Below are 23,221 nucleotides of genomic sequence, written 5' to 3' on the forward strand. Positions count from 1 at the left end.
ATCTCCATAAATAAAAAAACAACAGGCAAACCTGTTGTTTTAATTACTTAGTTTCGCGGTGAAGTGTTGCCTTTCTTTCAACTGGGCAATACTTCTTTAATTCTAAACGTTCTGGATGCTTACGCTTATTCTTTTCAGATAAGTAACTTCTGTCACCACATTCGGTACATTCAAGAATAATATGATCTGCCATCTTTTCCACCACCTATTTGTTTTTATATTGACTGTTAAACTATACCATTATTCAGGTTAAATTTCCAGTCTTTTTCTATTTGTATAACTCAGCATAATCTTCAACCATTGCTTTAGCTACTTGAAGGGTAAAAGTACCTTCTTTGTCAGGATCTAAGCCAGGGAAAACTACAGCGATGGCAATTTTAGGATCTGATTCTGGTGCATAGCCAACAAAGGTCGCATTAATCACTTCTGGAGCATTAGGATTACCAGGTTTGTCAGGATCATAGTAGAAGGTTTCAGCCGTACCGGTTTTACCAGCAATACGAGGCTTAACATCACTCAAGGCATGTGCCGTTCCCCATGAATTACTACCGTGAACTACGCGATCGAATCCCTCACGTACTACATTTAACTCATCTTGCGTCCATGGAATTCGCATCTGTACTTGTGGTTTTTTATTGTAATTAATAGCCACTTTCTTACCATCAGCAGTAGTCTTACCAACAGATTGCACGACATATGGTTGCATCCGGTAACCACCGTTAGCAATGGTTGATACATATTGGACCATTTGGATAGGCGTATAAGCATCATAGTTACCATAAGCCAAGTCAAGCACTGATCCTGTTAATAATTGTCCTTTCGAGTTAAATGAAGCTCCTTTAATTCCGGCAACTTCTCCTGGTAAATCAATCCCAGTTTTTTGGCCAAGACCAAACATTGAAAAGTTATTTCTTAGTGTTTGGAAAGCATCTTTAGGCATTGAAATATAAGTATGAGGTTCATATTTTGCCTTCACCCATCTCAAAGCTAGTTGCATCATATAGATATTAGATGAAACTTCCAAGGCTGTTGGTGCATCGAGGGCACCGAAGGTTCCCACCGGATAAACTGACTTTTTAACTGGTGAACCAGGTAAGTAAATCGGAGTATCGGGTAAAGTGTTACTAGTTGGAGTAATAATATGATTCATTAAACCACCAGAAACAGTTGCCCCCTTAACTGCTGACCCCATAACAAAGGATTGGTTAATAACGCCAAGGGCATTTTCCGTATCTTTACCAGTCTTAGGATTATGACTAATTCCGGCCATAGCTAAAACTGCACCAGTTTTAGGATTCATAGCTACTGCATAAGCACCACTTGAATATTGAGTAGCACCAGCTGCTTCAGCTGAATTATAAACTTGGGTGAGGGCTTTTTGAACTTCTTGTTGATATTTGGCATTAATAGTTAAAACTAAACTTGAACCACTTTCACCTTTATAAACAGTTTTGGTTTGTTCGATTTGACCATTGTCTTTGGAAGTAACTTCCGATTGACCTTTGGTTCCTTTTAATAAAGGTTCATATTCTTCTTCTAAATAAGAAGTTCCGACACGATCATTTCGTGAATAACCTTGACTTAGGTAATATTGCAAATTATCACTTGGTAGGCCAGATTTTTCAGAAGAAACAGATCCAATCACACTTTGAATTGATTTTCCATTAGGGTAGTTACGAGCCCAGTCAGTTCCGATTCCCACACCTGGAAGATCAGATAAGTGTTCACCGACAGTAGCTAATTCCTTATCCGATAAGTGATTATTCTTAATATAAATAGTAGATAAAGTATAAGCACCTGAGATTTTATTAAAAATCAAAGCAGCAGTTTTTTGTCTCTTGGTAAATTTAGGATTTTCTTTTTCGAGTTCCTTTAAAGTATTTTCATAAACTGTACTGCTATCTAGTTGGTCGCCATTACTATCTACCTTGGCTGATTTAGGTAGTTTAGCTTCTACTCGTTTGTTATTTGCCTCATTTGCGAGATAATAATCATATAAGTGTCTTTTAGTTGGTTTTTCATTATCAATGGTAATGTAATGACTTAATTTATTTGAAATTGAATAAATTTGTTCAGTACTTACTGTACTACTCTTGGTATAAGTAATCGCATTATTAGCCTTATTACCTACTAAAACTTTTCCAGTTGAATCATACATTACCCCACGTGGGACATTAGTCGTGACGACTTTGGAATCTGTCTTTTGGACTTCCGAGTTAAAACGTCCCCCATAGATAATCTGTAGATAGACTAATTGACCAATCAAAAGTAAAAATAAGACTAAAATTATCCCGAGGATAATATTCATTCTTAAAGCAGTTGAAGGACCGCTATTTTTTTGTTTTTTATTTTTACGTTTAAAAATATTAAAATTCAATTTGAAACCTCTCTAAACTAGATTTGATTTTAGCAAAAAATGCGACTTATTGCTATTTTCACTATGACAATTTACTAATATTTAATTCTTTTATGAGTAAAGTGAGTTAACTATGACACCTAGCAAAAAATCTCCTCAAGTAATTTTTTATTTATTATCTTTTTTCCTGCCCGGCTTCATTTTCCTATCTTATTTTTTATCAAATCAAACCAATATTTTAACTGTTGATCTTGGGCAACAATATATCGATTTTTTGGCTTATTTGAAAAACAATTTCTTTTCTGATCCCTTAAAATTAATTTACAACTTTAATCAAGGGTTAGGCAGTAGTTTTATTGGGACGAGCGCTTATTATTTAACCAGTCCGTTTAACTGGCTCTTATTTTTCTTTCCAAATAATTATTTACCTCAGGCTATTCTGATAATTATTAGCCTTAAAATTGGTGCGATTGGCTTAGCGGCTTACTATTTTTGGCAAACAAAATTTCAGACCTACCAAAAAATTTATGCCCTAGCTGCCAGTCTTGCCTATGCACTTTCCGGTTATGTAGTTGCCTTCAATTTAAATTTAATGTGGCTTGATAGTTTAATTTTACTTCCCTTATTAACTAAAGGAATCGATCAATTATTTATTATAATCACCCGTAAGCAGTTGGTTTATTTAACTCTAATAACCTTCTTGATGTGGACCACTAATTTTTATACTGGTTATATGGTATTACTTTTCGGTCTCTTTTATTATCTGTGGCAAGTATTTTGTCAAGAAGCTCCGCTTAAATCCTTTCAATCGACGATCTTTTCTTATTTATTTGCAGAAATCAGTGCTAGCTTAATTGCTTGTTTTCTTTTATTACCGACGATTAGTGACCTATTTGCTGGCAAAGTTCAAGGAAAAACTAACTGGACTTTAACCTGGCAATTTCCCTTATGGAAAGGACTCAGTAAGTTTTTAAACGGGGCATTTTCATTTCACGAAATGTCTCATGGTCTGCCAAATGTTTATCTTCCTAGTATTTTACTTTTACTAAGTCTCTTATTTTTCTTTAACCCGCAGATTAAAGTCAGACCAAAACTAGCAAGCTTCATTTTTTTGAGCTTTCTAATTATATCTTTAAGTTTTACCCCTTTAGTACTAATTTGGCATTTAGGTCAGTTCCCAGTTTGGTATCCTGGCCGGCAAAGCTTTCTCTTGATCTTTTACCTGCTTGATCTCATGATTCTCACTTTAGCAAGACAAAGTAAACTTCTAAATTGGCAAAAAATAATTCTCCTAATTGCTGGACTCGCTTTACTTATGTATTTCATTTTTACGAGAAAGTATTTTGCTTTTGCCAACTCACTTAATCTAACAATTAGTAGTATCTTAATCATCTGTAGTTTGCTTTTAATTATTTTTTTCAATTATAAATATAGTCCACTTTTACTTTTTGCTTTGGTGGCCTTGAGTAGTACCAGCAACCTTGTTTTAAGTTTAAGTTCAATTTCTTACCAAAATAATTCTGAATATAGTAACTATACTACTGAAGTAAGTAAAGCCAGCTCCTGGGTTCAAAATCACGATTATCATTTTTATCGTACCGAAAAGAATTTTAGTCGCTCAGATAATGATCCTCTAAGTAGTAATTACGCTGGCGTAAGTTCATTTAATTCTATTAATAACCGCCAAGTAATCCGTTTTATTAATTATTTGGGGCTAAAAAATAATGATAATTCTTTTGAAAACCAATACGCTACATTGGCGACAGATAGTATTTTAGGAATTAAATATTATTTAGTGGCTTCTCATCAATATGATAATCCTGCTTTCAACACTTATGATTATCGCCCGAGCTTGATGAATAAAAAGACGCTTAAGCAGTATCAAGACTTTAACATTATCAAAAATCAGACTGCTTTGCCTTTAATATTTGCGTCTCCAACAAGCTCCAATCCCCACCTTATTTCAAATGATCCAACTCAAAACCAAACTAACATTTTAAATAATATTACCGGTAAAAAATTTATCCTTTATCAAGAAAATTACTGGCCATTAGCCCAATTACAGAATGCAAAAGAATCAAAATCCAATTGGCATGAATTTAATAAAATTAACCCTGAGCTCCCAAGTAAAGTAAGTTTCACTTTTGTCCCAACATCCAATGATCCTTACTATTTAGAACTTCCACCAGATCTAGATCAAAATAACACCACTATACGAGTTAATCATCAGCTAATTGATAATAGTGAACTTGGAAATAATAATCATCTAATTGAAATTGCTAACCAGCAAAAAGATAAACCAGTTAAAATTACTTTTACCTTACACCATAGAGAGCTATATCTTGGAAATGCCCTTATTTGGCAATTTAATCAAACTAAATTTAATCAAGTACTAAAATCATATTTAAAAAAGCAACCCCAAATCAAACAAACATCGGCTCTGTCCTTGAGTTTTAACTTCAAGACAAAATCACGAGAAACTCTTAAATCTACTATTCCTTACTCTTCAGCTTGGTTAGTGTATGATAATCATCACCTCATTCAGACCAAACCTTTTGCCCACACTTTCTTGAGTTTTGATTTAAAACCAGGGCATCATCAAATAAAATTAATTTATCTCCCTCTTACTTTACTAGTAGGGATGCTGATTTCTTTAATAGCTTTAATTGTTTTTATAATTATTTTGTCTAAACGAAAATTTATGTAAAAAAATAACCAAGGATAAAATCCTTGGTTATTTTGCTACTTAGAATAAATTTATTTACTTTCTACATCATCGATAGTTACATCAAAACTTCCACCTGGAGTATTGATAGTAACAGTGTCACCCTTCTTTTTTCCAAGTAAGGCCTTAGCAATTGGTGATTCATTTGAGATCTTACCACTTAATGGATCTGATTCATCTGAACCGACAATAGTGTATGTTTCTGGATCATCAGTACCTACTTCAGTATAAGTAATGGTCTTACCAATTGAAACTTCATTAGGATCTACACTATCAGCCTCAACCACCTGTGCATATTTAAGCATTTGTTCAATTTGAGCAATTCTTTGTTCAACTGCACTTTGTTCATCCTTAGCAGCATCATATTCTGAGTTTTCAGAAAGGTCACCGTAAGATCTAGCAACCTTAATTCGTTCAATAACTTCAGGGCGTTTAACTAACTTTAAATCTCTTAATTCTTTTTCAAGCTTTTCCTTACCTTCTGCGGTCATCGGATATACTTTTTGTGCCATAGCGATTTAACTCCTCACTTTTTTCTCTTTGCAAATCAAATAGTATGGTTAATTAGTCTAATTGTCAACTTTTACTGCCCAAAACTTGCATTATTTGCTTCGTGTTCATCTAAAGTATGGGAGAACTTAACTTCTCCAGTCTTAAGGTTAGCAACGAAGTAAAGGTAATTATCATCACGATCAAGTGGGTTTAAGACAGCACTAATTGAGTTTAGACTTGGATTATTAAATGGACCTGGTCCATAACCCTTATGTACATACAAGTTATATGGTGATTTCACCTTAACATCTTTTAGAGATAATGAATGTTTATGCTTGTTTAGAGCATACATAACTGAAATATCTGATTGTAATGGCATGCCAGCATCAAGTCGGTTGAAGAAGACACCCGCAATCTTGCGTCGGTCAGTATCCTTAACACCTTCTCGTTCAACTAAAGAAGCTAAGGTTAAAACTTGTTGAACAGTCAAATCCTTCTTCTTAATCGAACTGTAGTATGGCATTAAAACTTCGTTTTCTTTTTCAACCATTTGCGTTACTAATTCATCCAAACTTGCCCCTTGGTAAACATCATACTTAGCTGGGAATAAGTAACCTTCTAAGTGATAACGGACATCTTTTTTCTTCATTGAAGAAGTCAATAATTTTGGATAACGTTTTTCAAGGGTGGCCAAAAACTTCTTATTCTTCATTAAAGCTAAGAAATCCTTCTTAGAGTACTTAGTATTCTTGGCAATTGTATTTCCAATTTCATCAATTGTTTGCCCTTCTTTAACAAGTACATGCCCCACTACTGGGCGACCACCACCGCCTTGCAATTGACTAACAATTTGACGGTTATTCATTGAAGGTGAAACATAAAAGTCTCCTGCTTGGAAGTTAGCAATTGAATGAGTTTTGAGCCACATTTTGAAAATTGATGTATTCCGAATTAAACCATCTTTTTTCAAGATATTGGCAATTTCATCATTAGTTGCACCATCAGGAATATGAACACTAACTACACTCTCATTATGACGATTAGCTGGTTGTAAGGCGTAAACGGTATAAACACCACCACCAATAACAAATAAGGCGATGAGAATTCCGACTACGCTAGCCACCCAACGCATTACTTTATTAGAACCTTCTTGCTCTAATTCATGCTCTCTTTGTTTATTTTGATCTTGCAAATTAACTTTCCTCCAGACAAAAACTCTAGGAACAGTTTACCAAATTTAACGAACAATAATATTTAATTTTTCCTTTAAATCGTCATTAATTTTGGTCATTGCCTTATTAATCACTTCATCAGTTAAGGTATCTTTTTCATTAAGGAAAGTTAGCTTGTAAGAGATGGACTTCTTACCGGCATCAATATGGCTACCTTCATAAACATCAATTACATTCACTTGGTGCAAATATTTGCCGCCAGCGGACTTAATCACATCTACCACTTGTTGATTGGTAATATTCTTATCCAGTAAGAGTGATAAATCACGTTCAATTGCTGGGAATTTTGGCGCAGGCTTAGCTTTCATGCCATCTTTAAGCATTGGAATTAAAGCATCTAAATCTAATTCATATACGTAGATTTCATGGTTACGCATTGCTTTATCTGGCATTGTTACGACATGAGCCACCATCCCTATTAAACCAATATATTGGTCATCAAGATACATCGCAGCACTACGAGTTGGGTGTAGACCGGGAACATTATCAACTGGTTGATAAATCACTTTTTCAGGATCGAGTTCTACGGCAGTCAACATATCTTCTACAAGACCTTTAAGGTAGAAAAAGTCGATCTTTTCATTTTCATGTTGCCAGTTAGCATCAAGCACATCACCAGTCATTAGAGCGGCCAAGTGTTCATGTTCATTAAATTCACCATTGGCATGATCATAGGTACGACCTTGTTCATAAAGTGCTAATTGATCTTCTTTACGAGCCATATTATAACTAGCGGCATCAACTAGACCAGTAATTAAGTTTTCACGCATAGCACTTCTACTTGAGTTAAGTGGCATTTCCACTTCAACTATCGGTGCAGCTGGTTCAAGATTATAGCGCACTGCCTTTTCAGGTGAGGTCAATGAATAAGAAATTGCTTCCATCAAACCTTGACCTTCAGCGATTTGCTTGAAGCGTCTAATATGATTTTCTTTTTCAGAATAACCACCATGAGTTTCAGCAAGTAATGGTTGCGTTGACTTCAAATTGTCATAGCCATAAATACGACCCACTTCTTCAACCAAATCAGCTGGAATTTCAATATCCCAACGACGGTTAGGAACAGTTACAACTAGTTCATCCCCATTAATTGCTGTCTCAAAATTAAGACGATCAAAAATTTTTTTCATTTCTGATTCAGTAAGTTCAGTTCCCAAAACTTTATTAATGTAAGAAATTGTAGTTTTAACTACTGCTGGTTTCTTTTCAGTATCAGTGGCTTTAATTTCACCATTAGCAATGGTTGCCTCGGCGTCATTTCTTAAAAGCAATGCAGCCATATCAAGAGCTTTTTGGGTATTATCCCAATTAACACCTTTTTCATAACGACTTGAAGCTTCAGTTCGATTAGCATGGCGCAAAGCAGCCTTTCTTACTAAAGTTGGGTCAAAAATAGCTGATTCTAAAATAACATCAGTCGTATCTGCTTCAACTTCTGAGTTTTTGCCACCCATAACTCCAGCCATCATAACTGGTTTGTCACCATCTGTGATCACAATATCATTAGGATCAAGTTCTACTTCTTTATCATTGAGTAAGGTTAATTTTTCACCTTTTTGGGCTTTTCTAACTTCAAGCTTGCCATTAGCAAAAGTCTTTGCATCATAAGCATGCATTGGTTGGCCAGTTAAAAGCATGACATAATTAGTCACATCAACAACATTATTAATCGGGCGAATACCTGCATTCCAAAGTCTTCTTTGCATCCATAAAGGACTAGGGCCAATTTTAACGTTATTAACTTTTCTCAAGTAAAATCTTGGTGCCAAAGCTTGATCAACTTTTACCTCAAGTTGATCAGTCCAATCATCGCCATCTTCTTTCAAGACAACATTTTCAATTTTAGGATTTTGATCTAAAATAGCACCTACCTCATAGGCTGCACCTTCCATTGACAAGGTATCTGCACGATTAGGTGTAATATCAAAATCTAAAATATAGTCATTCATGCCTAATGCTTCATAGACATCTTCACCAGGTTTAACATCAGCATCTTTTGGAAAAACATAGATACCATCACTAAATTCTTTTGGTACAACACTATCAGAAAAACCAATTTCTTGTAAACCGCAGATCATACCGTTAGATTGAATTCCACGAATTTTACCCTTTTTAATTTTTTCATTACCAGCAATGCGGGCACCATGTAAAGCAACAATTACATTTTCACCTGCAGCCACATTAGGTGCACCACAAACAATTTGAATTGGTTCATCTTCTCCAACATCAACTAAACACTTGTGCAAGTGGGTACCTTCAATATCTTCACATTCTAAAATATGACCTACTACTAATTTTTTTAAACCTTCAGCAGGGTGAGTTACGGTTTCAATTTCAACCCCAGTACGGGTGATTTTTTCGCCAAGCTCTTGGGGATCAATATCAAGATCTAGAAAGTCTTTTAACCAGTTATATGAAACAAGCATTATTTTTCCTCCTTACGGAATTGTTTTAAGAAACGAACATCGTTGGTATAGAAGTCACGGATATCATTAATTCCGTATTTCAAAATTGCTAAACGATCAAGTCCAACACCAAAAGCAAAACCACCATAAACTGATGAATCTACGCCCGCATTTTCTAAAACATTTGGGTGAACCATACCAGCACCTAATACTTCAATCCAACCAGTATATTTACAAATTGGACAACCTTTACCATCACAATTAAAGCAAGATACATCCATTTCAACTGATGGTTCAGTAAATGGGAAGTATGATGGACGCAAACGGGTTTCCCGATCTTGACCAAACATGTGCTTAGCAATCATTTCTAAAGTTCCCTTTAAATCTGACATCGTAATGTTTTTGTCAATTACTAAACCTTCCATTTGTTGGAATTGGTGTGAGTGGGTTGCATCATCATCATCACGACGATAAACCTTACCCGGCCCTACCATCTTCAAAGGTCCCTTAGAAAAATCATGTTTTTCTAAAACTCGGGCTTGGTCACCAGAAGTTTGTGAACGTAAGAGTCTTTCATCATTAATATAGAAAGTTGCTTGCATATCACGCGCAGGGTGATCCTTAGGTAAGTTCATCATTTCAAAAACATAATGGTCAGTTTCCATTTCTGGGCCTTGAACCACTTGATAACCCATCCCAATAAAGTAACTTTCTAAATCATCTAAAATAATATTAATTGGGTGTTTTGAACCAAGACGAGTTTTACGACCAGGTAAAGTAACATCAATTTTTTCTTCTTCTAGTCTTTTGGCAATAACTGCTTGGACAAACTTTTCTTTAGCATCATCTAAAGAAGTTTGGAAGAGGTCACGAATTTGATTAACCTCTTGACCTACCTTGGGACGATTTTCGGGGGCAACATCTTTCATTGAGTGTAAAATTTCAGTCAATTCACCTTTACGACCTAAAAGTTTGACCCTAATTTCTTCTAATGCCTTTTGGTTATCAGCATCTTGGATATTTTTTATTCCCTTTTCTTTTATTTCTTTTAATCGATCAAATAAGTCCATCTTATTTCCTTTCCAACAAAAAAAGCCCCGTCCCAAAAGGGACGAAGCTTCGCGGTACCACCCTAGTTTAAACAGCAACTATTAAAAGTGCGTGTTCACACTCTTTTCGTTTAACGGGGAAACACCGGAATTGATTAGATTCTGCTCCCAAGATGAAATTCATGTCTTCCTATTAAGTACTCCCACCAACCATACTCTCGCTAAAAATAGGAATCAACACTACTAATCTTGATTATCGCATTTATTGTTTATGATAGTATCTTAATGCATTTTAAAGATTCTTGCAAACTTAAATTATGCCCACTTATCAGCCCAATCATGGACTTGATCAAAAACTGGCTTTAATTCAACGCCCTTTTCAGTTAGGGAATAAGAAATGATTCCAGACTCATCATTAACATTACGTTTGACAATTTTAAGCTGTTCTAATTCTTTTAAACGCTCTACTAATACACGATCAGAACACTTATCAATGCAGCGCGCTAAATCCTTAAAACGCATAGCATTAGTATCACACAAAGATGAAATGATTAGGCCATTCCATTTCTTCCCAATAATTCCAAAAGCACTAATAAAATGATCGCATAAAGCATATTCTTGTGGATCTTTACAATCTATTTTTTCTTTTTTATTTTGTGCAGTCATATTGGCTTCCTCCTAAGTATTTGTGGTTCATTAAAGCTAAAATATACTTTAATTATAAGAAAACCACTTACTAAAAACAAGTCCCCTTTGCTTTAGTTTAACTAAAATGATAAATCATAATTCCTGCTGCAACAGCCGCATTTAATGATTCAGCCTGCCCCTTAATTGGAATATAAATCTTTTTATCAGCTAAGGCTACTACTTCCTTGCTTACACCATGAGCTTCATTACCAATTACAAGTGCTAATTGCGGAACCGGTGCACAATTATTCAGTTGCTTAGCAGACTTATCCAGCACACTAACATAAATTGGGAAGCCGTTTGCCTTAAAACTAGCTAAGGCCTCAAGAATTGGCATTTGAATTACTTGTACATGGAATTGGCTGCCTTGCATACTGCGTTGTACTTTAGGATTATAAAGGTCAACACTTTCTTTTGATAAAACTACCCCATCAAATCCAGCTGCATCCGCCGTTCTAATGATCGTACCAACATTACCCGGATCAGTTAAATTATCGAGTACGACCCACTTCCCATATTCAAAGGAAAAAGTCTTAGGTTGATTGATATTGAGTACCATAAAGACTTCTTGACTATTCTTCGTAGCTGACAAATGTTCAGCAATTACATCTTTAATGATGATTACCTTGCGATCATCAATATTTGCTAGTTCTAATAAGCGATCATAAGCTTTTTCAGTAGCCAATAGATAATCATATGCCTGATTACCCTGTAATGCTTCTTGGACTAAATGAAAGCCCTCAATCAAATATTTATTTTCTTCATGACGGTACTTTTTTTGTAATAATTTTTTTATTTCTTTAATTTTAGTGTTTTTAACGGAATTGATTTCTATCATTTTTACTCTTCTTTCTCTTACTTCTATTTTAATGTACGCAGTAGAAAATTAACATGTTAAAATTTATTTGAATTAATTTTAAGAAAGCTGGCAATTAAGTATGGAAACAAAAAGAATCATTGTTTCAGGATTAGTCCAAGGAGTAGGATTCCGATGGGCAACACAACTTCTTGCTAAGGACTTAAAAGTTAAAGGAACTGTTAAGAATCTAGCAAATGGTAATGTCGAAATTATTGCTCAAGGAAATTCACTCCAGCTGGCTCACTTTATCAGTAAAGTTAAGGCTTGCCCAACTCCGGCAGGAAGAGTTGATCGGGTTAGCGTGGAAGATCTTCCAGCAAAAGATAAATTTCATTCATTTAACATTGTTTACTAAGTTGCTTGAAACTAAGATTACTAGTAAACTTTACTCAATACAAAGAGAAAGGTATTCATTTAATGAAAATTAAAAGTAAATATTTAAAAATTGCGGCTCTCTTAGGAATCATGATGGTCTTCCTTAGTGCATGTGCTTCAAAGACCACTTCTGGAGCACTTCAAGCTCCAACTTCTGGACCTTATGCTTGGATTTATAACTTATTTGGTCACCCATTACAAAATATCATGCTATTTGTAGAAGCCAAAATTGGTGGTAGTAATGGTGCTGGTTGGGCAATTGTGTTAATTACCTTAGTCGTCCAATTCATTGTTTTGCCACTGCGCTTAAATCAATCTTACAAGATGACCAAGCAGCAAGAACGTACTAAACGTCTACAACCACAAATTAGTTTGGTGCAAAAGACTTTAAAGAATCCTAACTTGACCCAAGACCAAAAGATGCAAGTTAGTCAATTACAAATGAAAATCTATCGTGAAAATAACCTTTCATTAATGGGTGGTATGGGTTGCTTACCTTTAATTATCCAGTTACCTATTATGGCAGGAATTTATCAAGCTGTAGCTTATTCAAGTAAACTTGCCCAAACAAGTTTTTATGGAATTTCACTAAGTCAACGTTCAGTAACCTTAGCTATCATTGCAACCGTTCTTTATGTTATTCAAGCTTACCTTTCAATGATTGGCTTATCTCCTGAACAAAAGAAAACCATGCAGACAACTGCTTTTATTAGTCCATTGATTACTTTCTTCTTCGCCATCACTTATTCCGGTGCTTTAGCCCTTTACTTTGCTGCCGGTGGTGTTGTAATGGTAATTCAACAACTTATTACTACTTTCATCTTGATGCCACGCGTTAAAAAAGAAGTTGATAAGGAATTAAAAGAAAAACCAATTAAAGAAGTTGTCACTGAACAAACTATTGCCGATATCATTGGTGGTAATACCCCAAATGGTAATGATGTTTCAGCAACTTTTTCTAATCAAGAACTTCATGAAGATTTACGTTCACGTAATGCTGGTAAGCAAAAACGTAACAAGGATGATAAATATAATTAAAATTAACCATCAAAATTGACCTTTTCGGTCATTTTGATGGTTTTTTTTATACTCTTCTATCATAATTTCTAAGACTATTCAGAGAAATAAAGTACATTGTTTTTTGCAATATATTAAAGAAGATTTTCATGATCATGAACTCATCGGAAATTATGCAGGTTACCGCGAATTTCATCTTCGTGATACTCCGAAAGGATATCATCCATCTGAAATTAATAATATTTTAGTTATTTATAAAATTAATAATCAAGATTTAGTTTTAGTTGCCGTTGATATTGGATCTCATAAAAAAGTAAACTTATTCCTCTATTGACCTCAAATCTTACAATCACTAACTAGAAAAGAAGGTCAGACACTATCAAGCTATAAAAAAACCAACTTAACTTTTATTTGTTAAGTTGTTTTTTTATTTATTTAATTTTTTCCTTTAAACGAGAATAACCATGAACCTTTTTGACTATTAATCCCCATTATCTTTTCCTTGACTTGTTTGAACTATCACCAATTGCTTTTCAAAATGATGTGGATACCATTTAACAAAGATTAACTGACTAATTACTACTGCAGTTAATTCTAATAAAATTAACAAACTAGCTCCAAAATAAGTATAGACTATTAAGATTAGCCCTAGATTTAAAGCTTGTACCCCTAGAATAAAGTAAGCCATAAATATTCCATTCAAATTAGAAAGCGTCGGATCAATGTGACCATCCCAACTGAATTCTGTTGGCTTTTGCAAAATTTCTCTTCTTAAGCCACGATAAAATTGAATACTACTAACCAAAAAAGATATTGAGGCTACAATTCCACTTAATCCTCCACTAAGAGCTACTTGATGCTGGGAAATATCATTTGACCTTACAATGATTAAAAAAACTCCAATGCCTGCAATGGCGAAGTTAACTAATAAATTCAAAATATTTTCACCAAGATTAGCTTTTTCTTGTAACCAGCGGCGAATTAAAACTTTATTATAGGAAATGACTAAGGCTAGTGAAATAATGATAAAAAGTACGCCCAGCATAATTATTCTTTTTCCTCACCCTGTTTAATTACTGCTTTTCTTGCTTTATTATATTTACGATAAAAAGGACAACTAATTACTAACCCAATGGTAAAAATAATCATACCTACCCTAGTACTTTGGGTAATTAGCAAGCCAATTATTCCTATTGCAAAGCTTACATAACAAATAATATCCCCTATACGTTTATTCTTTTTCATTTCTTACTCCTTTAATCTTCATTATTTTCAACTAACTTTGTTCTTACTTCCTCTGGTAAGTTCTTTCTCACTACATAGGTCATTAAATTAAGCATCCATTTTCGTGATTTAATAGCTATTACTATTCCTAGCACAAGTGGAGAGATAATAATCAAAAAAGGAATTAATCCTTTTACTGATTCTGGAATGATTTGCTCCAGCCAACCTGTTCCTGTTGCTCCTAACATCATTATTCCTACCATACTAAAACCGAATATTGTTCCAAATACTGGTCCAGCTTCAAAATTAATTTCATTATTATAAATAAAGTCAGTTGGATTTTTTTTAACATATTTTAAAAATAGTGTAAGTACAATCAAACTACTTACTAAAAAAATTAAACCAAATGCAGTTAAACCTAATATATTTGAAATAATGTGCATTTTTAGAGGAAAATAATAAGCAATTAAAATCATTTCTATGATTACTGACCCTACTATGATAAATGCAAACAGAAGTATTTCTAAAATTCCAGTCTTTTGTTTACTTGCTCGATTGCCAAAAATAATACTTGCAATTATTGAAACACCAAAAACTATAATCATAACTAGTAATAAAGTGCTTTTGGGAATTGGGCGCATTATGTCATCCATTATTGTTAATTCAATCATTTTAATCCTCAATTCTTACTCACCCATTATTTTATCTATCATCTTATCGTTTAATTTTTCCGTTGTTTTCTTAGCACCTTTAGCAGAAATACTGTTGTCATTGTTACTAGATTCCATCATTGGATCAATAATCTGTTGTTTTGCTCCTTCTTTTATGGTCTCTTTAATTCCTTCGTGTCCATACTTGGACATTACTACAGCATGATTATATTCATGTAGTTCTGATCCTGATTTTCCTACTATTTTTGGTAGTTCATATTTTTCTTTTGAAAATACTCTTGATACTGCCATTTTTGAATTACTACCCATAGCTTCAAAATCACCTTTTGTTGCTTGTAAGATAGTTTTGTTAGTATCACCCTTCAGCCAATTCTTCGTATTTTTTAAGACAGGTGCGGCTTTATCTACTTTCCCTACCATAAAGCCATCTTTAACTAGGCCTTTAAATGCTTTATCCGAACCTGCAGTTCCTGCTGCTATATTTAAAACACTATAAACATTCTCTGCATTTTCTCGAGACATACCCAGATGGACCATACTATCTTTTATAAAATTAAAACCATATTTCTTACCAGAAGTTGCTTTATCAAGATCTTCTCCAATTTGAAGACCATCTAGCAACATACTTCCTGCCGTTAAATTAAAGGTGCTGCTGTACCACCTGAAGCTATCGTAAGAACTGCACCTCCTAAGATGAACGCTGCATCAACTGCCAATGAACTCCAACCATCTCGCTTGTTCGCTGCTTCTTCAGTTTTTTTCTTTTGGCTTCCATAAACTTTTGATAATCTTTAATGGCATGACTAATGTTCTTTTGCGCTACCTTTGCTTTTTTACTATCTGAATCAATATTTTGGTACATATTGGTTAATACTTGAGCTGTTTGATCAGACATCTGGGCATTAAACATTCCTTCTTGATACCCTGTCATCACGTTCAGACTCTTGCTCTTATATTGATCAATCAGATTTTCTATTGCACTAATTTCACTATCTAGTTCATCAAAGGCCTTACTTTGCTTGCTTTCATAGCGAACCCATTTTTCTCTTTGATGTGATGTGTAATTACTATTATTACATGTTCCATTTACAGGCTATACATAGTCGATAAGAAAAATTAATATTTTATAACGAATGTTATAAAATACTCACAAAATTACTTACCATAATTAGCATCATCAGTTTGTTTATTATATCCAACACCTAAAAGGTTGTTTGTTTCTCCGTCTGTTTGCTGCTTTAAAGCACTAACGGATAAATTAAAGCTATCTATTACCTTATTAATATCTGTAAACGGTTTAAGATCAGTCTTACTAAATTGCATCTTATCTACTTTTGAGATACTATCTACACTTTGCTGTACAGTTAACACTGTTTGTTCCCATCGGTCAGGTACTACCCCAGTCTTCATTGTTAATCCTCCCATCTCCGTTGCAAACCTACACTAATATCTGTATAAATTTCGCCATTTAATTCATGAAAAACAAAAAAAGTAGGTGTATTAGGATCTTCTAAATCTCCTGTCTCTAAGACAGCTTGCCCAAGTTTTTCCAATCCGCGTGCAAAATCTAAATTTGTCATTCCTTTTACTCGGACTGAAAGTAAATGTCGAATTTGAAAATATGAACGGTAAATAAAGTTTTCTGGTAATTTTCCATGATAATCTTCTGCGACGGGTACAAATATTTGTAAAGGAATATTTTCAGTTTGATCTATCTCTCCACCATTGGCATAAAAAATACTTTTTACGGGAGTATAACCTGCATCCTTGATTGTTTGTGCAAAATCTTGGAATGCCTCATTCATCATATCCATATCTGCAATACACTTATACTCAATTACATTTTTTTCAGTTATTGCTTGTTCGTATCCAACCATAATTCTTCCTATTCTTCTACTACATCTTCTAAAGGCACCACAATATTTACCCAGTAATCTGTATATACGGGAGTCAAAATTAAGAATATTCTTTCTGGTACAGGCTTATTATTATCATCCAGATATTGACGCAGCTTTCTAAATTCTTCACTAACTTGATCATTAAATTTCATTTCTGAAGAAATAGCCTTAGGAATATCTAGAACATTTTGCCAACTAAATTCACTACCTTCAACTTCGACTTCTTGACTAACCGGTACATAAGCTTTAAAATCAATTTCTTTATCAAAAAAGTGTTCTGTCGGAATAGAAATTATGGTAGGACCTATCTGATATACCCCTTCTCCAAAAGTAAGTTGGCTTATATCTTCAACTAAATCAGCAAATTGTTCTCCCTTTAAATGTTTTTCAATTGTCATCATATCTTCAACATGTACTGAAATTAAATCCATGCTATTTCTCCTTATTTTTCTTTTTATTTATAAAAATACTATTTGCCTCAATATCCTTAGGTCCGAATTCTTTTTCTAATTTTCGTTTAAATGGAAATTTAAGAATAAGTACATAACAAAAAATATAGCTTCCCATTTGGCATCCAATTATCAAAACTGATAACAAGAAAAATATTATTTTTTCAGAGATTATATATATCATCATTATAATAAGACCAATTAATACCATACCGTAATAAATATTCTTTAAGAACTTTCGATCTTTACCTGCTATTTCATTACTTTCATACCAAATTACAATCAAAGACCAGCAAATAAAATAAATAAACATTATGAATACAGCAATTATAATTGTCTGAAGCGATAAACCAAACCCGTCCCCACAAAGTTCCGTTAACATAATCATATCTGCATATACAGCGATTACTTCAATTAGTCCTGCCAACCTACTTTGACTATATTTTTTCCAAGAAATTCGATCTATCACCAAAAAAAATAAAACAATTATAAAGAAAAATATTAATCTTCTTTTACCTTGAAAGCTCACACTCATATTCGTCATTACATTGTCAGCTAGTCCTAATATAAAGATCACAATCATAGTACCCATTAGACAATGAAAATTACTGGTCTTAGTAAGAGTATGCATTTTACTTAACGAGTACATATATTTTTTTAATCCCTTTTTATTCACTATTCTTCTCCTTCTAATGACTCATTGCTTTTATTCCCCAGGAAAGAACATTGTTCCAAGCTTTCTTAGCCTTCTCTTTTACATGCCAATGTTTTGCTAATGCATTAGCACCCATTGCTGCACCAACTCCTATTGCAGCTACTGCGCCACCTACTACCCATGCTGGTGCGGTTGCAGTCATTCCTGCGGCCGCACCGGCAGCCAAAAGTCCGCTCACTGCTATATTTGCAGCAAAATCGGCTGTAGCCGCTACACCAAAATCTGTAGCTGCATCTGTAACAAATCCGCCACTCACACTAGCTACTTTCCAATTTCCTTTTAGCTTTCGCTCATCAGCCATTCTCTGAGACTCTTCTACTCCGTCTTTAACATCTACTCCTGTAGATACTATATTTAAAAATGGAAGTGTTTTACCTATTCCTTTGGCATTTTTAAATTCCTTAAACATTGATACGGGATTAATACTATCTACTCCAGCCTTTAAAGCAGATTTACCATACACTTTTAATTTTGTATGCTCTTTGGATTCTGGATTAAACCATTTATGCCCATCTAGTAAATGCAAGTGCTTTTTCGCAATATCTGCTGAATACTCTTGTATATCTCCTCTTATATTAAGTAGTACTCTCATATTTTTTTTGGAAAGAGTACTGTTTATAGTTTTTTCATTTAATCCTTTGGTTAATTGATCAACAATATATTTTTGATCCATATGCTTTAGTAATTTGATAATAACCTTGGGAACAGTTTTTTTGGTTTTCATCTCATAAGCTTTTACCATGTCCTCAACTGTTCTAAAACCAATTCTTCCCTTATCATCTTTAGTTAGGGCTGCTACAACAAATAAATCAGCAAACCTTTTTTGAAATTTTTTACCTTTTTTAAAAATATCATTTCCATTATTCTTCACTTCACCAATTAAATTAACTAAATCATTTAATTCTGAAGCTTTTATATTTTTACCATCAATAATATCTAAAGCGGGCGTTTTCTTTATAAGTTGTTTTTTAACCTTTTTATCAAAATTTTCTGTATCTTGTAGATACTTTGTATTGAATACAAAAGAGCCTTGAGCATAGCCACCTGATAATGCAGACGTTAATTTTCCGATTACAACTTTTTGATTAGCTAATTTTTCCTCTATTTCCTTGTACGGGTCGCTAATGGAATTAAAATTATCCATCCAATTATTTGTATGCGTTAGCACAGTTTTTGCTTTTGAAAATTAATTTTTAATTTTACTTATACTTGGATTTGAAATTTTAATAATATCATCTTCTTCTACACTCTGGTAAATACTCTTTGCAGAATCATGTAATTCATCTAAATCCACACTATTAGTTTTAAGTTTGCTTTTTAATGAATTTACAGTGCTAGTGTCTATAACTGCGCTATTGTTAATTTCAAAAAAGATATTTTATACCTTTTGATATAAAATATCTTTTTTGTCTAATTTGATACTAAATTTCAGTCTAATGAAAATTATTTACATGCTCGTAATACATTTATTCTCCATACTTTCTCTTTGGAATATTAAGTTTGCTTTCCCATTCGGCATAAATTTCTAAGAAGCGCTCTTCATCGTCATCTACATATCCTTTAAAAAGTACTTTATCTATATCTTCATTATTGAAGAAAATTCCATCATCAGGTTCAAAACCACTTGGATAAACAAATCCAAGATAATCTGTATAGAACTCTCCTTGATCATCTTCAATTACGGTTCCTCTACCGACAATTACAATCTTTACTGTTCCTTCTTTTAAGTAAACAATTGAACCTAATGGTAATAAATCTGCTTTTTTTGTCATTTTATTCTTTCCTCATTTCTTTAGATTTCATTTGAATTTATTTTCTTTTCATCTTCTGGCCGATAAACGGAGGGATGTTTTGCGGCACGCTTTTCTCCTAAGTACCACAATTTATCAGAAATCTTATAATAAAGTCGATATTCAGTTGGGTATTTTTTGATGTAATACCAACTCAGCTTTGCAGAAAAAGAGAGCCGTAATATCTCTATTAAGATTACATAAAGTAAAGGTACGATTAAACCAATTAGTAATCGTTCTTTCCAAGAAGGTCCCACTTGACCATTTGTTTCAAATATTCCACATATTGCAATTATAAAGAATATTCCTATTAATCTAACGAAGGTCTTAAACTCATCTATCGGTAATAATTTTTTGTTAAATTTATCAAAAATATTCAGTTTTTCTTTTGTTCCATACATTTTCTGTAAACTATCCATTAACCAACTTCTAAAATGATAAATTTCAAAATCTACTACTATTATTGCTGCCACAATTGTAGCAATAATTCCACTATTTCCTAATGAGATACCGAGAGCTAATGGCAAAATTGAAATAATTGTAGATAAAATCCATAAAATCATAATATTGAATCCATTATTCATAAAATTTGCTAAATTTTTAAATGGAAACAGTCTTCGAAAGCAAACCATCAATTCTAATATTAATACAATAAAAAATACTACTTGTACTACTCTTCCAACTCCATAGACATAGTTTCCTGTATTAGGCGCTAAATTTAAATTTTTTCCTTTACTGTCTAAAGATAAATAAATAAAACTCCAGGTCATTAACATAAAACCTAAAAATAATAATATTGTAAATATACGAGTAAAAAAGCTATTATGATTTATATTTCTATAATCATTGCTATATAATAGCCAATTTCTTTTCATTATAATTTCCTTTGATTGTTCAAAGGTTCCTTGAAAGAGTTTTTTTAGTTTCAAGATTCTCTATCCTCCTATATGAATTGGGCCAAATTTAAATGAACGAACCACACTTTTAACCTTATCTACTCCTTTATCTACCGTATTCTCAACGTTTTCATAAAATTTATCCTTTCCTTTAGAATCAACCTTTCCCCATATCCAATTTGCAGTTCCTGCTATAGCTCCTCCTGCAACACCAGCAGCCATACCCACAGGCCCACCAACTAAACTTCCTGCTTGGGCACCAGCAAGCGCTCCACTAATAGGACCAGCACTTTTTACGGACTCTACTGCTGTGTGCACGACTGCATGTCCAAAATTATGGTATGTTTTTTTATTCGATTTATCGAGATAAGCTGCTCCTGCACTAATTCCACTTAAGAGACCTGCAGCGACCCAACCACCTTTACCAGAAATCTTATTAAGCCATTTAGCATGTTTGCCTAAGTATCCTAATGCACCAGCAGTTTTTTTATTTAATAATCCTTTTACTTGCTCTAATTTTTTAGGAGACGCCATTTGTTGAATAGATTTAAAATTAAGTTTACGCACTATTGTAGACAAATTATCTGCTTCAAAAGCTTTTACTAAGGATTTAACAGGATGAACTACTTTTTCTGCCAAATCCAATCCTTTTGATATCTCTTTAACTCCCTTACACTCAGATAATGCTTTGATATATTTTAAATTACCTATCTTTTTCAAATTGATATATAAAGAACTAGATAATTTTCCTGCTTTAATTTTGGAACTAAGCCATTTTTTAGTTAATGCTTTATTCCACAAAAACTCTACTCCTTTTATAGCGGGTCCTTTTCTAAATTTTCCATCCTTTTTATAAAATTTATATAGTGTCTGATCTAAATTAATTACTCCATCTTTGATTCCCTTTATCGGCTTTATAACTTCATCAATTTCATCATAAAATCCCTGGACTCCCAGTCCAAAACCTTGTAACTTTTTACCAAACCACGTTAGTTGTTCATTATCTAAACTTGCAAAGGTCTTATCTAATTCCTTATTATCCTTTTCTTCATAAGCCGTTGAAATCTTGTTACTATCTTTGATTCCTTGACTTATCATTTTCCGATATTTCTTGGATTCAAAGATCTTCTTATTCGAAATCGACTTATACGCTCCTGCTGCTGAGGCTGTTGGTGAAATCACTTTTAAGGTTGAATTTACTGAATTCATTACTGCATCTATGTCACCTTTAACCTTTACATTGTTAAAGGTTTCCATATTATCAGATATTTTCTTTATCTTTCTAGTTGCTGATTTTACTTTACTATCTACCTTACTATTAGATAACTTCCCTAGATCAATAATATCTGAAACACTACTTATTGCTTTATTTGCATCCTTAATTTCATCATCCACATTATCTCTTTCGTGATTTAGATCTCGCGACATACTTTCTAAAGCATCAGTATCAATAATCGCATTAGAATCTGTTTCCTGGACGATGTTCATAAATTCATTAATAAGATGTTGAAATTCTGTTTGTAATTTAGACGCAGCAGTTTCATAACCATTCATTAACGGAATCGTATAATTGCCTATTTCATTATTTATCGCATCTTTTACTTTTCCCTTTAATGAATCAGTACTTTGAATTTGGTTACCATTAGTTCTAGCTCTTGAAAGATCTGACTTTGTTGCTTTAACTGAAGCTGCTAACTTTGATCTTGCTTCATTTACTTCGTTTAACTCAATTCGCATTGTTCATCCCTTTTATCCATAATTCATAACTTACTGGTATTAATCCATTAGAAATAATCTCTTTTCTGAGATAATTAGCATAATTTTTGGTTAAAGGAGTTTCTGGTCCCTCTCCAATTACTCGTTTAACAAGATGATTATTTAAGGGAATTGGTTTTTCCACCCCATTACCTCGTACACCATTTGGATAGAAGCTAGCTAAATAATCAATATATGTATTATTATCTATTGAAATTCTTTGCCCAATTATTGACATGTAATAATAATCTATATCTGGAAATTCTTCCTTAGCATCCCTTGTTAATAATTCTTTATCTATTTCAACAATCGTTCCCAAAGGATAAATTTTTGAGTATAAAGCATCAACAACAGCCAGTATTTCTAAGAATTCTGATTTCGTAAGCTCAACAGTATCATTAAGACGTATTATTTTTACCTTCTCTTTAAATACAACACTAAACCCAGTTCCAATTTGTGGATCATAATGATAATCTAAAGCTCCACTTAAAAAAGCATTTAAAAGATCATTTGCAATAGTAGATTTTCTCTTTAATAAACTTATAAATGAATTAATAAGGTGGGAACTTTTAATCTTAAAACCACAGCTATCTGCGTATAATTGCCATTCTTCCAAAAATAGTCCT

General features: G+C 33.3%; 26 protein-coding genes and 1 other annotated feature. Of the genes, 4 read left to right on the top strand and 22 right to left on the bottom strand.

The window, feature by feature from the left end; all coding sequences use genetic code 11:
• Positions 1-43: 43 nt before the first annotated feature.
• Both rpmG and LrDSM24759_RS01865 read right to left on the bottom strand, forming a co-directional pair.
• A complete protein-coding gene (gene rpmG, locus LrDSM24759_RS01860) occupies positions 44-193 on the bottom strand; it encodes a 50S ribosomal protein L33 (protein WP_117117800.1) in 150 nt (49 codons plus the stop codon).
• Between the two features lie 75 nt (positions 194-268).
• Positions 269-2,308 carry a peptidoglycan D,D-transpeptidase FtsI family protein gene (locus tag LrDSM24759_RS01865; RefSeq protein WP_117117904.1) on the bottom strand — a complete coding sequence of 680 codons (2,040 nt, stop codon included), beginning with the start codon at positions 2,306-2,308 and terminating at the stop codon, positions 269-271.
• Between the two features lie 181 nt (positions 2,309-2,489).
• Here LrDSM24759_RS01865 and LrDSM24759_RS01870 point away from each other — a divergent pair, with 181 nt between their 5' ends.
• Positions 2,490-5,063 (top strand): YfhO family protein, encoded by a 2,574-nt coding sequence (locus tag LrDSM24759_RS01870; RefSeq protein ID WP_117117801.1) that lies wholly within the window; start codon positions 2,490-2,492, stop codon positions 5,061-5,063.
• A gap of 50 nt (positions 5,064-5,113) precedes the next feature.
• Here LrDSM24759_RS01870 and greA read toward each other — a convergent pair whose 3' ends face one another.
• The 6 genes from greA to LrDSM24759_RS01900 form a co-directional block, all read right to left on the bottom strand.
• Positions 5,114-5,593, bottom strand: a complete 480-nt coding sequence (gene greA / locus LrDSM24759_RS01875; protein ID WP_117117802.1) for a transcription elongation factor GreA — start codon at positions 5,591-5,593, stop codon at positions 5,114-5,116.
• A gap of 71 nt (positions 5,594-5,664) precedes the next feature.
• Positions 5,665-6,765, bottom strand: coding sequence for an endolytic transglycosylase MltG (mltG, locus tag LrDSM24759_RS01880; protein WP_117117803.1), 1,101 nt, complete (start codon positions 6,763-6,765; stop codon positions 5,665-5,667).
• 45 nt (positions 6,766-6,810) lie between these two features.
• Positions 6,811-9,231, bottom strand: coding sequence for a phenylalanine--tRNA ligase subunit beta (gene pheT, locus LrDSM24759_RS01885; protein ID WP_117117804.1), 2,421 nt, complete (start codon positions 9,229-9,231; stop codon positions 6,811-6,813).
• Positions 9,231-10,280, bottom strand: a complete 1,050-nt coding sequence (gene pheS / locus LrDSM24759_RS01890) for a phenylalanine--tRNA ligase subunit alpha (protein ID WP_117117805.1) — start codon at positions 10,278-10,280, stop codon at positions 9,231-9,233. Before pheS ends, pheT begins: the two co-directional genes overlap by 1 nt.
• A 34-nt stretch (positions 10,281-10,314) precedes the next feature.
• Positions 10,315-10,525 (bottom strand) — a binding site (T-box leader).
• A 49-nt stretch (positions 10,526-10,574) separates the two neighbouring features.
• Positions 10,575-10,925 carry a winged helix-turn-helix transcriptional regulator gene (locus tag LrDSM24759_RS01895; protein ID WP_117117806.1) on the bottom strand — a complete coding sequence of 117 codons (351 nt, stop codon included), beginning with the start codon at positions 10,923-10,925 and terminating at the stop codon, positions 10,575-10,577.
• 97 nt (positions 10,926-11,022) lie between these two features.
• On the bottom strand, positions 11,023-11,784 hold the full coding sequence (locus LrDSM24759_RS01900) for a TrmH family RNA methyltransferase (RefSeq protein WP_117117807.1): 762 nt from the start codon (positions 11,782-11,784) through the stop codon (positions 11,023-11,025).
• Positions 11,785-11,884: 100 nt separating this feature from the next.
• Here LrDSM24759_RS01900 and LrDSM24759_RS01905 point away from each other — a divergent pair, with 100 nt between their 5' ends.
• The 3 genes from LrDSM24759_RS01905 (at position 11,885) to LrDSM24759_RS01915 (ending at position 13,531) form a co-directional block, all read left to right on the top strand.
• Positions 11,885-12,160, top strand: coding sequence for an acylphosphatase (locus tag LrDSM24759_RS01905; protein WP_117117808.1), 276 nt, complete (start codon positions 11,885-11,887; stop codon positions 12,158-12,160).
• 62 nt (positions 12,161-12,222) lie between these two features.
• Entirely contained in the window at positions 12,223-13,218 is a 996-nt protein-coding gene (gene yidC / locus LrDSM24759_RS01910; protein ID WP_117117809.1) for a membrane protein insertase YidC, read from the top strand.
• A gap of 76 nt (positions 13,219-13,294) precedes the next feature.
• Positions 13,295-13,531 carry a type II toxin-antitoxin system mRNA interferase toxin, RelE/StbE family gene (locus tag LrDSM24759_RS01915; protein WP_257575132.1) on the top strand — a complete coding sequence of 79 codons (237 nt, stop codon included), beginning with the start codon at positions 13,295-13,297 and terminating at the stop codon, positions 13,529-13,531.
• A 147-nt stretch (positions 13,532-13,678) separates the two neighbouring features.
• Here the strand turns inward: LrDSM24759_RS01915 and LrDSM24759_RS01920 are convergent, their stop codons facing one another.
• The 14 genes from LrDSM24759_RS01920 to LrDSM24759_RS01985 form a co-directional block, all read right to left on the bottom strand.
• Positions 13,679-14,242, bottom strand: a complete 564-nt coding sequence (locus LrDSM24759_RS01920) for a hypothetical protein (protein ID WP_117117811.1) — start codon at positions 14,240-14,242, stop codon at positions 13,679-13,681.
• Between the two features lie 2 nt (positions 14,243-14,244).
• The gene (locus LrDSM24759_RS01925; protein WP_117117812.1) at positions 14,245-14,442 is read right to left on the bottom strand and encodes a hypothetical protein; all 198 of its coding nucleotides are present in this window, start codon (positions 14,440-14,442) and stop codon (positions 14,245-14,247) included.
• 11 nt (positions 14,443-14,453) lie between these two features.
• On the bottom strand, positions 14,454-15,092 hold the full coding sequence (locus tag LrDSM24759_RS01930; protein ID WP_117117813.1) for a hypothetical protein: 639 nt from the start codon (positions 15,090-15,092) through the stop codon (positions 14,454-14,456).
• 15 nt (positions 15,093-15,107) lie between these two features.
• Positions 15,108-15,716 carry a hypothetical protein gene (locus LrDSM24759_RS01935; RefSeq protein WP_133297774.1) on the bottom strand — a complete coding sequence of 203 codons (609 nt, stop codon included), beginning with the start codon at positions 15,714-15,716 and terminating at the stop codon, positions 15,108-15,110.
• A 64-nt stretch (positions 15,717-15,780) separates the two neighbouring features.
• Entirely contained in the window at positions 15,781-16,023 is a 243-nt protein-coding gene (locus LrDSM24759_RS01940; protein ID WP_117117815.1) for a hypothetical protein, read from the bottom strand.
• A 224-nt stretch (positions 16,024-16,247) separates the two neighbouring features.
• A complete protein-coding gene (locus LrDSM24759_RS01945) occupies positions 16,248-16,502 on the bottom strand; it encodes a hypothetical protein (protein ID WP_117117816.1) in 255 nt (84 codons plus the stop codon).
• A gap of 2 nt (positions 16,503-16,504) precedes the next feature.
• Complete coding sequence (locus LrDSM24759_RS01950) at positions 16,505-16,969, bottom strand: DUF5085 family protein (protein WP_117117817.1); 465 nt, start codon at positions 16,967-16,969, stop codon at positions 16,505-16,507.
• 8 nt (positions 16,970-16,977) lie between these two features.
• The gene (locus tag LrDSM24759_RS01955) at positions 16,978-17,421 is read right to left on the bottom strand and encodes a hypothetical protein (protein WP_117117818.1); all 444 of its coding nucleotides are present in this window, start codon (positions 17,419-17,421) and stop codon (positions 16,978-16,980) included.
• Position 17,422: 1 nt separating this feature from the next.
• A complete protein-coding gene (locus LrDSM24759_RS01960; protein ID WP_117117819.1) occupies positions 17,423-18,115 on the bottom strand; it encodes a hypothetical protein in 693 nt (230 codons plus the stop codon).
• 13 nt (positions 18,116-18,128) lie between these two features.
• Positions 18,129-19,298 carry a hypothetical protein gene (locus tag LrDSM24759_RS01965; RefSeq protein WP_133297775.1) on the bottom strand — a complete coding sequence of 390 codons (1,170 nt, stop codon included), beginning with the start codon at positions 19,296-19,298 and terminating at the stop codon, positions 18,129-18,131.
• A gap of 322 nt (positions 19,299-19,620) precedes the next feature.
• The gene (locus LrDSM24759_RS01970) at positions 19,621-19,926 is read right to left on the bottom strand and encodes a DUF4176 domain-containing protein (RefSeq protein ID WP_117117821.1); all 306 of its coding nucleotides are present in this window, start codon (positions 19,924-19,926) and stop codon (positions 19,621-19,623) included.
• A gap of 20 nt (positions 19,927-19,946) precedes the next feature.
• A complete protein-coding gene (locus LrDSM24759_RS01975) occupies positions 19,947-20,873 on the bottom strand; it encodes a hypothetical protein (RefSeq protein WP_117117822.1) in 927 nt (308 codons plus the stop codon).
• A gap of 6 nt (positions 20,874-20,879) precedes the next feature.
• Positions 20,880-22,577, bottom strand: a complete 1,698-nt coding sequence (locus LrDSM24759_RS01980; RefSeq protein ID WP_117117823.1) for a T7SS effector LXG polymorphic toxin — start codon at positions 22,575-22,577, stop codon at positions 20,880-20,882.
• Complete coding sequence (locus tag LrDSM24759_RS01985; protein WP_157964225.1) at positions 22,567-23,211, bottom strand: hypothetical protein; 645 nt, start codon at positions 23,209-23,211, stop codon at positions 22,567-22,569. The genes LrDSM24759_RS01980 and LrDSM24759_RS01985 overlap by 11 nt, the downstream gene beginning before the upstream one ends.
• Positions 23,212-23,221 lie beyond the last annotated feature (10 nt).

The sequence above is a fragment of the Lactobacillus rodentium genome (assembly GCF_003423665.1).
GTDB lineage: Bacteria > Bacillota > Bacilli > Lactobacillales > Lactobacillaceae > Lactobacillus > Lactobacillus rodentium.